15 protein-coding genes are annotated in these 14,444 nt (G+C 67.5%); 6 read left to right on the top strand and 9 right to left on the bottom strand.

Going from position 1 to position 14,444, the window contains the following annotated elements:
* Position 1: 1 nt before the first annotated feature.
* Positions 2–1,336 (bottom strand): MFS transporter, encoded by a 1,335-nt coding sequence (locus tag ABE485_RS15390; RefSeq protein WP_346516136.1) that lies wholly within the window; start codon positions 1,334–1,336, stop codon positions 2–4.
* A gap of 191 nt (positions 1,337–1,527) precedes the next feature.
* On the opposite strand from ABE485_RS15390, the gene ABE485_RS15385 reads away from it, so the two are divergent.
* Positions 1,528–2,445 (top strand): LysR substrate-binding domain-containing protein, encoded by a 918-nt coding sequence (locus tag ABE485_RS15385; protein WP_346516135.1) that lies wholly within the window; start codon positions 1,528–1,530, stop codon positions 2,443–2,445.
* 46 nt (positions 2,446–2,491) lie between these two features.
* Here ABE485_RS15385 and ABE485_RS15380 read toward each other — a convergent pair whose 3' ends face one another.
* From ABE485_RS15380 to ABE485_RS15350, 7 genes are all read right to left on the bottom strand, one after another.
* On the bottom strand, positions 2,492–3,640 hold the full coding sequence (locus ABE485_RS15380; RefSeq protein WP_346516134.1) for a hypothetical protein: 1,149 nt from the start codon (positions 3,638–3,640) through the stop codon (positions 2,492–2,494).
* Positions 3,637–4,776: a hypothetical protein gene (locus ABE485_RS15375; protein ID WP_346516133.1), complete on the bottom strand. Its 1,140-nt coding sequence runs from the start codon at positions 4,774–4,776 to the stop codon at positions 3,637–3,639. Before ABE485_RS15375 ends, ABE485_RS15380 begins: the two co-directional genes overlap by 4 nt.
* 15 nt (positions 4,777–4,791) lie before the next feature.
* Positions 4,792–5,121 (bottom strand): DMT family transporter, encoded by a 330-nt coding sequence (locus ABE485_RS15370; RefSeq protein WP_346516132.1) that lies wholly within the window; start codon positions 5,119–5,121, stop codon positions 4,792–4,794.
* Positions 5,122–5,123: 2 nt separating this feature from the next.
* Positions 5,124–6,005, bottom strand: coding sequence for a decaprenyl-phosphate phosphoribosyltransferase (locus tag ABE485_RS15365; protein WP_346516131.1), 882 nt, complete (start codon positions 6,003–6,005; stop codon positions 5,124–5,126).
* Positions 6,002–6,625: an HAD-IB family hydrolase gene (locus tag ABE485_RS15360; RefSeq protein ID WP_346516130.1), complete on the bottom strand. Its 624-nt coding sequence runs from the start codon at positions 6,623–6,625 to the stop codon at positions 6,002–6,004. Before ABE485_RS15360 ends, ABE485_RS15365 begins: the two co-directional genes overlap by 4 nt.
* Positions 6,626–6,945: 320 nt before the next feature.
* Entirely contained in the window at positions 6,946–7,392 is a 447-nt protein-coding gene (locus ABE485_RS15355) for a hypothetical protein (RefSeq protein ID WP_346516129.1), read from the bottom strand.
* A gap of 80 nt (positions 7,393–7,472) precedes the next feature.
* Positions 7,473–7,943, bottom strand: a complete 471-nt coding sequence (locus tag ABE485_RS15350; RefSeq protein WP_346516128.1) for a hypothetical protein — start codon at positions 7,941–7,943, stop codon at positions 7,473–7,475.
* A gap of 177 nt (positions 7,944–8,120) precedes the next feature.
* Between ABE485_RS15350 and ABE485_RS15345 the strand changes: the two genes are divergently transcribed.
* From ABE485_RS15345 to ABE485_RS15325, 5 genes are all read left to right on the top strand, one after another.
* Positions 8,121–8,708 carry a hypothetical protein gene (locus ABE485_RS15345; protein ID WP_346516127.1) on the top strand — a complete coding sequence of 196 codons (588 nt, stop codon included), beginning with the start codon at positions 8,121–8,123 and terminating at the stop codon, positions 8,706–8,708.
* 112 nt (positions 8,709–8,820) lie between these two features.
* Positions 8,821–9,486, top strand: coding sequence for an RNA polymerase sigma factor (locus ABE485_RS15340; protein WP_346516126.1), 666 nt, complete (start codon positions 8,821–8,823; stop codon positions 9,484–9,486).
* Positions 9,483–10,097 (top strand): anti-sigma factor, encoded by a 615-nt coding sequence (locus ABE485_RS15335; RefSeq protein ID WP_346516125.1) that lies wholly within the window; start codon positions 9,483–9,485, stop codon positions 10,095–10,097. The genes ABE485_RS15340 and ABE485_RS15335 overlap by 4 nt, the downstream gene beginning before the upstream one ends.
* Positions 10,098–10,105: 8 nt before the next feature.
* The gene (locus tag ABE485_RS15330) at positions 10,106–11,542 is read left to right on the top strand and encodes a caspase family protein (RefSeq protein WP_346516124.1); all 1,437 of its coding nucleotides are present in this window, start codon (positions 10,106–10,108) and stop codon (positions 11,540–11,542) included.
* A 152-nt stretch (positions 11,543–11,694) separates the two neighbouring features.
* A complete protein-coding gene (locus ABE485_RS15325; RefSeq protein WP_346516123.1) occupies positions 11,695–13,851 on the top strand; it encodes a TonB-dependent siderophore receptor in 2,157 nt (718 codons plus the stop codon).
* A gap of 51 nt (positions 13,852–13,902) precedes the next feature.
* On the opposite strand, the gene ABE485_RS15320 is transcribed toward ABE485_RS15325, so the two are convergent.
* Entirely contained in the window at positions 13,903–14,424 is a 522-nt protein-coding gene (locus ABE485_RS15320; protein WP_346516122.1) for a sigma-70 family RNA polymerase sigma factor, read from the bottom strand.
* Positions 14,425–14,444 lie beyond the last annotated feature (20 nt).

Below are 14,444 nucleotides of genomic sequence, written 5' to 3'. Positions count from 1 at the left end.
GTCAGGGCTCCTGGCTGTCGATGTCGTGGCCGGTGCGGTCGCGGATCCAGAACAGCACCACCGTGGAAAGCGTCACGGTCGCCATCAGGTACCAGGCAGGCGCCATCGGATTGCCTGTCACGTGCAGCAGCCAGGTGACGAAGAACTGCGCGAAACCGCCAAAGACCGAAATGCCCAGGCCGTACACCACCGACATGCCCGTCGTGCGCACGGCCTTGGGAAAGAGTTCGGGCAGCATGGTGATCACCGGCGCGGTCTGCATGGCCAGCAGCACCGCCAGCAGGGCGATCACCGCCATCAGCCGGCCCGTGCTGGGCGCGGAAACCAGCCAATGGAAGCACGGCAGCAAGGCGCACACGGTGGCCGCGCGCGACCAGAAAATCACCTTCTTGCGGCCGACCTTGTCGGCCAGCATGCCGACGAAGGGCGCGAGCACAAAGCCGATGGCCCCCAGCACCACGCTGGCGAACAGCGTGGACGTGGCGGGCAGCCCGAGTTCCTTGGTGGCGTAGGCCGGCATGTAGAAACCGATGATCTGCGCGCACACCATGCCGCCGATCACCAGCAGGATGCCCTTGACCACCAGGCTCTTGTGCTCGGCGAACACGCGGCGCAGCGGCTGGTGGCTGGACGCGGCCGCCCGCGCGGCGCCCGCCTGGGGCGCGGGCTCCAGCGTTTCCTCCAGATTGCGGCGGATGTAGGCGCCCACCGGCACCGTCAGGATGCCGATCACGAACGGCACGCGCCAGCCCCAGGCCTGCATCTGCGCTTTGGTCAGCGCCGCGGTCAGGATCGCCACCGTCAGCGCGCCCAGCATCACGCCCAGCGACTGGCTGCCGAACTGCCAGCTGGAATAGAAGCCGCGCTGGCCGGGCGGCGCATGCTCGACCAGCAGGGTGGTGGACGCACCCACCTCGCCGCCCGCCGCGAAGCCCTGGATCAGGCGCGCGATGACCATCAGCACCGGCCCCGCAACGCCCATCTGGGCATGCGTCGGCGCGGCGGCGATCAGCGCGCAGCCCAGTCCCATCAGCCACAGGGTCAGCGTCATGGCCGCGCGCCGGCCGTGGCGGTCCGCGTACGAACCGATCAGCATGCCGCCCACGGGGCGCATCAGGAAGCCAACGCCGAAGGTAGCCGTGGTGAGCAGCAGCTGGCCGTAGCCGGAGGCGGCGGGAAAGAACAGCGGTCCGATCACCAGCATCAAAAAGGTGAAAACGGTGAAGTCGAAGAATTCCAGCGCGTTGCCGATGGTGGTGCCCGCGATGACGCGGCGGCGCATGGACGGCGTGTACAACCCTGAGCCGCCTGGCGCGGCGGCGATGGCGATAGACATGTTTTCCCCTTGATGTCCGATCCGGGGGCAGCCGGCCCGTGATTCCGGACGCTGTGCCTGCCCCATCGCCGTGAATATACGGATGGCGCACGATAAGGAAAAGACAGTATTTTCGTTCTTGTGAACACTTTTCCTTATATGCCTGTCGTTCCCCGCCGCCATGCTCGGGGACAACCGGACGGACCCATTCCATGAATCTGCGCCAACTACGCGCCTTTGTACTGATCGCCGAACACCGCAGCATCCGCGCCGCCGCCCGCGCCCTGTTTGTCACGCAGCCGGCCGCCACGCGCAGCCTTCGCGAACTGGAACAAAGCGTGGGCGCCGAACTGGTGCGACGCAGCGCCAAGGGCGTGGAACTCACGGCCTATGGCGAGGCGCTGTACAAGCGGGCCGTGCTGATCCTGCAGGAAGCCCGCAAGGCCCAGGAGGAAATCGGGCAGATGCGCGACGGCGAAGGGGGCACCCTGAACCTGGCCATCAGTTCCGCGGCGCTGACCGTGCTGCCGGCCGCGCTGGCGGCGTTCCGCGCGCGCATGCCCCGGGTCGCCGTGGCCTTCAATGAGGTCGCGCCGCCCTACAGCCACGAGCAGCTGGATTCCGGCCACTACGATTTCCTGGTGCAGACGGAGTACGACGGCGACATCGACGACGGCTACGCCCGCATCCCCCTGTTCACCCTGCCCCTGGCGGTGGGCGCCCGCGCGGGCCATCCGTTGCGCGCCGCGCGCACCCTGGCCGACCTGCACGAGGCGCTCTGGCTGCTGCCCGGCAATGTGCAGGCGCCCGCCAACCTGCTGCGCCTGGCGTTCGCGGCGCACGCGCTGCCGCCGCCGCGCGACGTCATCCCCTGCCAGTCCATCGCGGTGGCGCTGGCGATCATCGCGGACAGCGACGCGCTGGGCATTTTCGTGCGCAATCTGTTCGACCACCAGCTGCTGCCGCGCAGCCTGCGCATGGTGCCGCTGGCCCACGCGCTTCCCGCGGCGCGCGTGTCCATCCTGACCCGGGCGGACTCGCCGCCCACGCCCGCGGCGCAGTGCTTCATCGATTGCCTGCTTCAGGCCCAGGCGGCGCCGGCGATATCGCCGCGCACCGGGCAAGGCTGATTGCCCACGGAGCGCGGGCTTGCGCGGACGCGCCCGGCGCGGTCGGCTAGGCCCGCGCGTCGCCGACCGCGCCGGACGGCGCGGCGGCCTTCATCCAGGCGGTAAGGGACGCCGCCATCAGAACCAGGAGCGAGGGATACAGCATGCTGAGATTGCGCGCTTCGCCCTCGGCCGCGAACAGCAGGAACAGCGGCACATTGACGGCAAGGGCCGCCAGCACGTGCAGGCGGAATGCCGCGGGCAGTCGGCTCCAGCCCGTGACGGCGACGCCCGCGATCATCAGCACCATCACCGCGCTCAGGCCCTTGGGCAGCGTGATGCCGTAGGTGCTTTCCGTGCGGAACCAATTGCCCGGGTCCAGGAAGTAAAACAGATTGGCGCCCGGCTGAAAGCTCACCGAACCGCCCGGGTTGCCCGCGTACCGCATGCGCAGCGCCAGATAGACGCATCCGCAGATAAACACCAGCGCAGCCACGACGCCTGCCGCCTTGATTCGTGTCAGGCTCAGCCGCAGGAACGGGTACAGCGTCGCCACGAAAAAGAAGAACGCCTCTTTGTTCCAGGTGGCGACGGCGGCCACCACGGCCAGCAGCCCCAGGCGTGTCGCCGCGCGAGCCGGCGCGTGAACGGGAATGCGGCAGGCCAGCAGGATGGCGCAGGCCATGAACAGCACTTCAAAGAAGTCGTAGAAGAAGCCGCCCTCGGTCAGGAAAAACGGCAGCAGCAGGGCGACGACCAGGGGCGCCACCGTTGCCGCCGGCGCGCTCGCCCCCGCCTTCAGGCATAGCGACCGCATCGCGAAGAGCGACCCGAGCAGGGCCAGGAAGGTCAGGTAGTAAACGATGTGATAGCGCAACGTGACCGGCGCCAGCATGGCCTCGGAGGCCGGATAGCGCATCGCCAGCCCGGACCGGCTGTTCACGCGCCGCGGGTCCGCCAGGCGCTCGGAGATGCGCTCGACCGTGGCCGCGGGCAGCAAGTCCTGGATGCCATTGGCGATGGCCGGCGCAAACTGCCGGTACACGTAGGGCCGATAGGCCGTGCCGTCCACCATCGACGCCAGCGAATGCGGGCCGTGGCCGTCGTTCAGTCGCCATTTCGTATAGAAGCCATTGAACGCCGCGGCGGCCACCATCACGTAGAGCAGGGCCATCAGGAAGCGGCGGTAGCCCGCGCAATTGAAAAAACGGGTCATCGGACTTCCAGGGTAACGGCGGGATTCGCGTCGGCCTGCGGGGCCATCCATTTCGCCAGCGAGAGCGTCAGGAGGCACAACAGCGCCGGATACAGCATGCTCAGGTTGCGCATTTCACCCGGCGAGCAGAACAGCACGAACAAGGGCAGATTGATGGCCAGCGCCAGCTGCGCGTGCCGCCGCAAGGCCGGCGGCAGACGCGCCCAGCCGTTCACGGCGATACCGACAAACGCCAGTGCGCCAACCAGGCCAAATCCGCGCGGCAACAGGATGCCGTACGTGCTTTCCGTGCGCAGCCAATTGCCGGGATCGACGTAGAAACGCAGGTTGTCCCACAGCTGGTAATCCACCGTCGAGCCCGGGTTGCCCGCAAAGCGCATGCGCAGCGCCAGATACACGCAGCCGCAGACGAACAGCAGCAGCGCCACCAGCCCGGCCGCCTGCACGCGCGGCAGATTGCGCCGCAGCAAGGGATACAGGGCCGGCGTGAAAAAGAAGAACGCTTCCTTGTTCCAGGTGGCCAGGCCCGCCAGCGCCAGCAGGGCCGCCACCCGCAGCGGCGTTTCGCGCGATGCGCCCATCGCCAGCAGGACCGCGCCCATCATGAACAGCAATTCGACGAAATCGTAGAAGTAGCCGCCCTCCGTCAGGAAAAAGGGCAGCATCAGCGCGAGCGCGGCAGGCGCCACCGCCGAGGCCGCCGCGTCCGCGCCCGCTTGCCGGCACACGCGCCGCATGACGAACAGCGCCGCCAGCAAGGCCAGGAACGTCAGGTAATAGACTAGGTGATAGCGCAGCGTGACGGCAGGCGACAGCGCTTCGGATGCGGGGTAGCGCATCGCCAGCCCCGACCGGCTGTTCACGCGCCGCGGCTCGGACAGGCGTTCGGACAGCCGCTGCACGGTCGCCTGCGGCAGCAGCGCCTGGATGCCGTTGGCCAGCGCCGGCACGAACTGTCGATAGACATAGGGCCGATGGGCTGTGCCGTCGACCATCTGCGCCAGCCCGAGCGCGGGATGGCCGTCATTGAGCCGCCATTTCGTGTAGAAGCCATTCATGACGGCAGCCGCGACCACGATATAGGCGCAGAGCAACAAAAACCAGCGATAGCCGGCGCTGCTGAAGAAACGTTTCATGGATTGCCCCTGCGCCTACCTGGACATCAGGAAAACGCCGACCGCGATGAAGGCCGCCCCCGCCATGCGCATGGCGGAGATGGATTCCGCGCCGGACACCAGGCCATAAATAAAGACGCCCGCGATCGCGCACGCAACCATGAGCGGATAGGCCAGGGTCAGGTCAAGCTGGCGCAGCGCAAGCGCGTAAAAGCCGAAGCCCAGCCCATACGCGCCGACCGCGGCCAGGTAGGGCAGCGCCTGCGCCGTCAGCGTCGCCTGCGCCGGGCCGGTCCCCGCGGCCTTGAGCGCCACGCTGGCCGCGACGCTGCAGGCCCCGCTGAGTATCAGCCACAGATATGCCATGTTCACGTCCTTACAAGTAATACGACCACCGCCACCCACGCCAGCACCGCGATGCGGATCTGGTTGTCGCCGAGCAGATCCCGGCCAGGCTCTTCGCCCGACCCGCCTCGGTAGAGCAGATAGATGTAGCGAAAGACGCCGAACGTCACGATGGGCAAGGTGATGATCAGGTGCTGCGTGCCGTGCAGGGCGGCCGTCTCGGCATCCACCGTGTACAGGCCGTAGGCAAGCAGCGTCGCGCTGGCGGTGATGGCCACCAGGATGTCCAGCAATTGCGGTGAATAGTGGCGCAGCACCATGCGCGTGCTGCCCTGCTCGGACGCAGCCCCGCCGGGCGCCGCGACGATCTCGGCTCGCCGCTTCGCAAAGCCCAGGAACAGCGTCAGCATGAAGCTGCACAGCAGCATCCAGCGCGAGGGAATGATGCCGACGGCATAGGTGCCGCAGGCCAGCCGGATCATGAAGCCGGTTGCGATGCAGAACACGTCCACAAGCACCTTGTGCTTGAGGCGCAGCGTGTAGGCGATATTCAGGACAAGATAGCCGGCCACGGCCAGCGCCACCGGCCATAAGCCGCACGCGAGCGGCAGGCCCAGCGCCGACACGAACAGGACGGCAATGAGCGCGCGGGCCGCCGGCAGGCCGATCCGGCCGCTGGCGATGGCGCGATGCCGCTTCTTGGGATGGATCGCGTCGGCGGCGCGGTCGTGGTAATCGTTCAGCACATAGACCGCGCTGGACGCCAGGCAGAACGCCACGAAGCCCACGCCCACGGCGAACACCAGCTGTGGGTCGGACCATCCGTGGCTGAATATCAGGCCGATCAGCACGAAGCCGTTCTTGAGCCATTGCTGCGGACGCAGCAGCGAAAACAGCGCGTTCATGGCTTGACCACCTGGCCGCGATACCACGCGTGCTGGGCCGCGTCGATCAGCCATTGATCGCCCCGGCTGTCGCCATAGGCATGAAGCTCGTATTGGTCCCGCGGACCGAAGCGTTCGACCAGCCGGCGGATTTTTTCGGGGCCCCAGCAATTGGAACCGTCGAAGTCGCCGGTCAGCCTGCCCTGCCCGTCGACCGCCATGCGTGTACAGATCAGGTCGTCAAAGCCCAGGTAGCGCGCCACCTCTTCCAGGTAGATGTCCGGCGAAGCGCTCACCAGCACGCAGCGGTCGCCGCGCTGCTGGTGCCACCGCAGCCGCTTGACGAGCGCGGGGCGCAGGGGAATCGTGTGGACCCACGCGCGCGCCACGTGCGCCAGGTCGGTGCGCGAGCGGCCCCGCAGCGCACCCCGGCAAAGCGCCATCTTGGCGTATTCGTTGCTGCGCATGCGCAGGGCAAAGGCGGCCAGGGCGGGCGCCGCCTTGAACAGCGCGCCAAACAGCCCGATCCATGAAAGATGGGCCAGGAAGGGGACAAATGTGTCGCGCTGGGTCAGCGTGCCGTCGAAATCGAAGGCCGCGATCACGCGAGTAGGATCGGGAAACTGCGGTTGTGTAGCCATGCTGCTTTCGCGACTGAACCCGACCGGACCGGGCCGCCGCAAACTATGCCGGAAAAAAAGCCAGCGCCGTGGACGCGTATGCGTTTCTCAGACGCTGGCCTGTCTGGACGATGGGGCAAAGCCGCTCACCCATCGCGCGATGTCAATTGTTTGTATTTGTAACACACCTGACAACCCTTGATGTTACTTCAGACGCGTGCGCCCCAGTCCGTGGAAGTGGCACAGTCGTTGCCGCGTCATTGACGGATCTCAGTTTGCTTCAAGCGCGGTTCCGCGTCGGCACGCGCGGCGCGGTTGGAATGCCTCGGCCGCCCTCGCGGCTACAGCGAATACTTGTAGTCGCAGTTCAGCGTCGCCTGCAGCGGCGTGGTGTAGCCGCTGGCTTGCTTGCCGCCGGGGCGCGGCGCCAGCAGCCTGGCCTGGAAGGCGCCAGCCATATCGCCGTCCGCATTCTTTTTCACCGCCACCGTGGACGGCAGCGCGTACAGGGTCAGCGCCTGGCCGTCGGTCGGCGCGATCAGCGTGAAGACAGACTGCGGAAAGTTCGCCACCACGTACCCCGGCGAGTCGTCGGAGTTGAACTTCAGGGTGGACGTGACATAGGTCAGCGTCAGGGCCAGCTCATCCGACGACGGCGAGGGAATGACGCCCTGCAGCGCCACCTTGCCGCTTTCCGAGACGCAGGACAGCGAGGCCGGCGCGGAGCCGGCATGGACAGCGCCGGCCACGAGCAACAGGGAAAGGAGGCAGGCAGCGCGAGCGGTCATTGTTGTTTCCATGATGGTTGAACGGGCCGGGGGACAAGTGTAGGCGCAAAGGCGCCCGTCCAGGCCCCGTGGCGGCTGGATCAATCCGCCGCTTGCGCGCCAGCCTGCTTGAGCTCGATCGCTTCCTTGAGCAGTTCGCCCGCGCTGTGGCGAATGGCGGCAACGCAGCGCGCGATGATGCCGCGCAGCAGGTCTTCGGCGGGCAGCTGGTCCGCTGCGGCGACGAAGCCCTCTATCGCCGCGGACACCCGACCGGCCGCGCCGTCACGTCCCTGCTGGATGACCAGCTTGACCGCCTTGCAGCGGTGATTGACGGCATTGAGGACGGCCAGCAGCACGTCCTGGCTCATCCCGAGATCTTCGGCGGAGACGAAGTTCGGATAGAGCAGGCGCAAGAACTCCGGATCGTTCTCGGTCAGGCTGAAGAACATCGTGCCCAGGTCGGGATGGCGAAACAGCACGTCGCCGTCGTCATCGACCTTCGCAACCAGGCCCAGTTCCTCCTGGACGACGCGTTGATAAAGGGCAGCGAGCGGGGTGGTCGTGGACATGTGTTGATTCTCCGTGAGGTTGGGAGGCGACGGGAAAATCCGCGCCTTTGCCTATCGCTACGTTCAGGCCTGAAAAAGGTTCGAAAAAAATTCGCGAGAAATATATCAAACCTTTTTCGGCGCCACGCGTAGCCCTTCATGCAGGCACTTGTCTTCCCAACCCGAAAAGGAATCACCATGCAAGGAAAAGAATTGCGCGACGCACTGACGCTGGCAGGATCCCACGGCGGCCGCTGGGCCCGCGCCGCCGCCGCCCGCGTCAATCGCGGCGACGCCCTGGCCGCACTGCTGTTTCTGCTGGCCACCACGGTGTTCTCGGTCATCACCGTGCGCATGATGGGCTCGCAGGCCGGCCTCAGCTTCTACGACCTGCTGCGTTTGCTGAACGGCGGCAACATGCAGGGCGCGCTGGCCGGCCAGGGCTCGGGCGCGGGCTTCTACGCGCCGCTGTGGCTGCTGGCGGTGGCCGGCCCGCTGCTGCCCTCGCTGCTGCCGCAGCGCGCGGCCAGGCTGGGCTACTTCGCGCCCCTGGCGCTGTGGGGCATCGCGCTGGCCGGCGTCATTTCCGAGGTGCGCGAATTCATGGGCGCCAGCCAGCAACTGGCCGGCTTCATGGGCAGCTCGCGCGCCGGCCGCAACGTGGCGCAAGACATGGCCTCGACCCTCTGGAACAGCCTGAGCTTCGGCTTCGGCTTCTATCTGTCGCTGGCGATCGCCCTGGGATTCACTGTCCGCGGCATTGCCGTCCTGCGCCGCCGCGCTTGATTTTCGGCGGATGCACGGCTAAGGTGCCGCTGCGCTCGCCCCCGAGCGCGGCGGCGCCTGTCCGTCGAAGGGCCGACGTGCCGCGTCCGGCCCGGCAACAAGAATCCGAATCATGAACACGCTCGAACCCAAGCGCTACGTCATCAACAACGTCGACGCGCTCCTGCGCATCATGCATGCCGATCCCCGCTATGCCCTGGAGTTCCGCAACAAGGCCGAGCAGCACATCACGCTCAAGCTGCGCAAGAAGTTCTTCACCACGTCGCCCGACGGCGTCATCGACGCCTTCAACAACGCGCTGATGAAGTTCCTGCAGACCCGCTCGTTCCGTGACGAAGGCTTTCTGCATGGACAGCCTGCCGGCGGCTGGGCGGCGCACGAATTGGCGCTGAGCAAGCTGGGGGGCTACCTGTATCGCGGTTCCCTGCACGAGCTGATCCAGGCGCACCGCCGCACCCGCCACGAAGTGCAGTGGAAGCATCCCGACAAAGACGACGAGCAGGCGGAGAACGCCTTCGGCGACGCCGAGGATCCTGGCGACCCCTCGCCATTCGCCGATCCGGCGCGTGCCTATGAACACCTGTCCGTCGTCAAGCGCATGCGCGATTGCCTCAACAGGCTCAGCGACACCCTGCGCGCGACCATGTTCCTGTATCTGGACGAGACCCCGATGGAGCAGATCGCCCGGTTGCAGGACCTGCACGTGCCGACCGTCAAAAGCCGCCTGCATGCCGCGCGCAAGCTCGTGGCCGACTGCACGCGCAAAGGAATGGAATGACCATGCCTGAAGACCGCATCCTTTCCTACCTGTCCGGAGAACTGGACGACGCCGCCCGCCGCGCCTTCGAGGCCGACATGGCGAACGACCCCGCGCTGCGGACCGAGGTGGCCGAATGGCTCGCGCTGGCCCAGGCGCGCCAACTGGCCCACAACGAAACCGGACAGGCCGACCGCGACAGCGCGTTCCTGCGTGCGCTGGCCCAGTCCACGCAATCCGCGGCCGCCGGGCAGGCCGCCCGCCGCCGCCCCTGGCAATGGACGTGGCCAAGCGTTTCCAGCCTGCTGATGCCCATGGGCTGGGCGCTGGCCATCATGTTGTCCGTCGCGCTGGTGCTGCAGGCGCCTCCCGAAGAACTGGCCGCCGACGGCACGCTCACGCGCGGCGGCGGCGCCTGCGCGACCCTGACGGTGGACCTGCCCGATGGCGTCACCGCCCGGCAATTGCGCAACACGCTTTCCCAGTACGCCGTTTCCATCGTCGCCGGCCCCGATGAGGACGGCCGCTTCGTGCTGGCCGCGACGCGCGAATCGTCGCTGCGCGATGCGGCCGCGGCGCTGGGCGCGCTGTCGGCGACGCCCGGCCCGGCCGGCGGATGCCCCCGGCCATGAACGCGATCATGGACTCCAAGCAAGCCCGCGCGAAGTTCGCGGCGCGCCGGCGCCTGCTGACCGCGTCCCTGGCCGCCGCCCTGGGGGCCGGGGCGTTGGGCCCGCGCGCGGCTTGCGCCTTGACGCCCGAGCCCCTGCCGGCAAAGCGCAGGTTCGCGCTGGTCATCGGCAACGCGCGCTATGCCGTCGCGGCCAACGTGCTGGCCAACCCCGTCAACGACGCCCGCCTCATCGCGGAGTCCTTGCGCAAGCGCGGCTTCGACGTCGCCATGCTGACCGACATCACCACCGCGCAGATGGAAGCCGCGGTGGACGAATTCGCCGAACGCGCCACGGGCGCGGACCTGGCCTTGCTCTACTTCGCCGGCCACGCCGTCGCGCTGGACGATGTGAACTATCTGTTCGGCGTCGATCTTCCCTTGCCGCTGGCCGAGGTGCGCATCCGCACCGCACAGCAGAACTCCCTGAGCATGCGCCGCGTGTCGCAGGCCTTGCGCCGCGCCGACGTGCGCGCGCGTCTGCTGGTGCTGGACGCCTGCCGCACCAATCTCACGCGTGGCGCTCCGGCCGCCGGCCTGGTGCACACCGTGCCGGCAGGCGGCGAACTGATCGCGTTTTCGACGCAGCCCGGCGCAACGGCCGAGGACGGCTTCGGCCGCGATGGTCCCCGCCACAGTCCCTATGCGTTCTATTTTGCGCAGGGGCTGGACGCGCTGCCGGCGTCGACGCCCGTCGAGAGCTTCTTCAAGCAGCTGACGGGCGACGTGCAGGTGGCCACCGCCTACCGGCAGGTCCCGCATTACGCCAGCAGCCTCGTCGGCACGATCACCTTCGCCAGCCTGGCCGACGGCCAGACGCCGGCGGTGCCCGGCGGCCAGCCCGCGCAACCAGGCCGCGGGCCCTCGCCCGCCTTGGGACGCGACCTGATCAAGGCCCGCCTGAGCGCGTGGGAATACGAGATCGAACGCGGCGCGCAATACCTGGACGAGCCGCGGCTCGAGGCGCTGGTTGCGCGCGCCAGGGCGGGCGACGTCGTGGCCATGACCACCTTGGGGCTGGTCGCCGAGAACGGCCAGCATGTGGCGCAAAGCTACCAGACCGCCGCCCTCTGGTACCAGCGCGCGGCCGACCAGGGCTTCGCGCCCGCGCAGACGTACCTGGGCGAGCTTGCCGGCATGGGCCGGGGCGTTCCCAAGAACTACAACGTGGCCGAACGCCTGTTCCGCGCCGCCGCCGAGGCCGGCCATCGCCGCGCCGCGCTGGACCTGCTGGACCTGAAGGTGCGCATGGGCGAGCCCGTGGACCCGCGCGAATGGACAGCGGTGCTGCAGGACGCGGCGCGCAATCCGCCGGGGTTTCCCCAGCCCGGCATGCCGCCCATCCAGGGGCTGCCGGACACGCCGTGGATGCGGGCGCTGGGCATCCGGCCGTCGGGACAGCCCTGATTCGCAAGGCGGCGCAACGTCGCCCCGGACCGCGCAACCGGTGAACCGCCTTAAACCGATTTGCCCCACGTTCGTCTAGTAATAGGACACGGATCGCCATGCAGGCGCTGGCGATCCGCTATGCCGCAAGGCCCCTACTACTCGACAGAACCATGAAGACTCCCGACGTATTGCCGCGCACGCACGCGCTTCGTGCGCTGCGCTATCCCATGCTCTTCGGCATTGCGCTGGCCGCACCGGCGCTGGCGCAGCAGGCCGCTCCGGATGCCGCCGCCGTGTCCACGCTGCCCGCGATCAACGTCCGTGGCGACACGCTGGACAACGCGGCCACCGGTCCCGTCCAGGGCTTGGTGGCGCGCGAGACCACCACGGGCAGCAAGACCGCGACGCCGCTCCTGGAGATACCGCAATCGGTGTCTGTCGTCGGCGCGCAGGAAATGCGTGACCGCGGCGTGCAGACCGTTACGCAGGCCATCCAGTATGTGCCCGGCGTGCAGATCACGAATTTCGGCGGCGCCGAGGTCCGCAACGACTGGATCGTCCTGCGCGGCTTTGACGCCAAGCTGACGGGCGATTTCCGCGACGGGCTCAGCCAGCTTCCGTACGACCAGATCCGCGCGCGCACCGACCCTTACGCGCTCGAGCGCGTTGAGGTCATCCGCGGGCCGTCCTCCGTGCTGTACGGTCAGGTGGCGCCCGGCGGCCTGGTGAACCGCATCACGAAGCGGCCCACCGCTGAAGCATTCGGCGAAATCGTCCTGCAGGCCGGCAACTTCGACCGCCGCCAGGCCGCATTCGACGTCGGCGGCCCGATGGATGAGGAAGGCAAGTATCTGTACCGCATGACCGGCATCCTGCGCGACGCCGGCACCCAGGTCGAGTACGACTCCAGCCACCGCTATCCCGACGACCTGGGCTACATCGCCCCCGCCTTCACCTGGCGCCCGAACGCGGACACGTCGTTCACGCTGCTGACGAGCTTCCAGCGCGACCGCACCGACGGAGAATCGCGGCCCGTGTATCCCACCCATGTCCCGGTGGGCGACTATGACTTCAACCGGTACGACCGCAGGCAGTACGCCATCGGCTACCTGCTCGAGCATCGCTACAACAATGCCCTGACACTGCGCCAGAACGCCCGCTATCAATACGGAAAGCTGGACCAGCGCGACCTCTACAACCTGCGCCTGCGGCCCGACGGCCACACCATCCAGCGCTATGCGCTGGTCTCCAAGGAAAACGCCGACGGTGTCGTGGTCGACAACCAGGCGGAATACCGGTTCAACCTGGGCCGCGTGTCGCACACGCTGCTGGCCGGCCTGGACTACAAGTTCCAGGATGGCCAGCAGTGGTACCGCCAGGGCATGGCGCCCGACCTGGACCTGAACAACCCGGTCTACGGTCAGAACATCCCCTATCCCTCCGCCGCCAACACCATCATCGACCAGAAGGACGTGAACCGGCAGCTGGGCGTGTATGTGCAGGACCAGATCCGGGTCGACAAGGTCGTCGTGACGCTGGGCGGCCGGCAGGACTGGGCGCGCGGATCCAGCCGCAACCGCCTGACCGACACCACCGTCGAACAGCGCGACACCGCCTTCACTGGCCGGCTCGGCCTGGCCTATCTGTTCGACTCCGGCATCACCCCGTATGTCAGCTATTCGACGTCGTTCCTGCCGCAAAGCGGCGTAAGCATGGACAGCACGCCCTTCAAGCCGACACGGGGCGAGCAGTACGAATTCGGCGTGAAGTACCAGCCGCCCGGATCCGACAGCCTGGTGGCCTTGTCGGTCTTCGATCTGACGCAGCGCAATGCGCTGACGCCGGATCCGCGCAACACGAACTTCAGCGTGCAGACCGGCGAAATCGGCTCGCGCGGGATCGAGCTGGAGGGCAAGGCCAGCCTGATGCGCGGCCTGGAAATGATCGCTTCCTACACCTTGAACGACGTCAAGGTGAACAAGAGCAACAACCCGGCGGAAGTGGGCAACACCCCCATCGTCACGCCGCGCCACATGGCCTCCGCCTGGATGAACTACACCCTGCCCGACACCGTCTTCAAGGGACTGGGGATGGGCGCGGGCGTGCGTTATGTCGGCAAGACGTACGTCAACGTCGCCAACACCATCGAGAACGGATCATCGTTCATGGTCGATGCCAGCGTGCATTACCAGATCGACGGATGGCGCTTCGCGGTCGATGCGACGAACCTCTTCAACAAAGAGACGATCGTGTGTCGCAACAACACGCTGAACTGCCGCTACGGCCTGGAGCGGACCGTCATCGCATCGGTGGCCTATCGCTGGTAGCCGGCGATGCCTTGGGGCCGCGCACGCGGCGGCCCCAAGGCATGAAGCCCCCTAGCCGGGCAGCAGATATTCCCTGCAAGGGGTCAACGCGGCGTCGGCATCGCGGATCATGAAGTTGACCAGCGTGGCCGACACGCCCAGCTCGCGCGCAACGTCACGCTGCGTGCAGCCTTCGAAACGGTGCAGTTCAAAGGCCCGGCGCGTGCGCGCGGACATCCTGGCCAGGGCGTCGGCCGCCAGCGCCAGCGCCTGGTGGCTGACTGCCGCATCCTCCGCCACGTCGTCGGACACCGCATGCTGCCCGTCCTCGTGTCCGGCGAACAGGCGCGCCTCGAGCGCGCGCCGCCGGTGATAGTCGATGGAAAGATGGCGCACGGTCTGGAACAGATACGCCACGGGCTCGCGCAGGTCCTGCGGCGCGGGACGTTCCAGCAGCTTCAGATACGTATCCTGCACCACGTCGTCGGCCAGGTCGCGCGAGCCGAGTATCCGCGTGGCCGTATGCAGCAACTGGCGACGGTGCGTCTGATACAGCGCGGCCAGGACATCCCTGGCGGTTGCCGGATGCGGCATGATGCAACTCCTTTCTTGCG

The organism is Achromobacter spanius (assembly GCF_039673305.1).
Lineage (GTDB): Bacteria > Pseudomonadota > Gammaproteobacteria > Burkholderiales > Burkholderiaceae_B > Achromobacter > Achromobacter spanius_F.
Note: the sequence above shows the minus strand (reverse complement) of the source record. Positions and strands in the feature narration are given on the sequence as shown.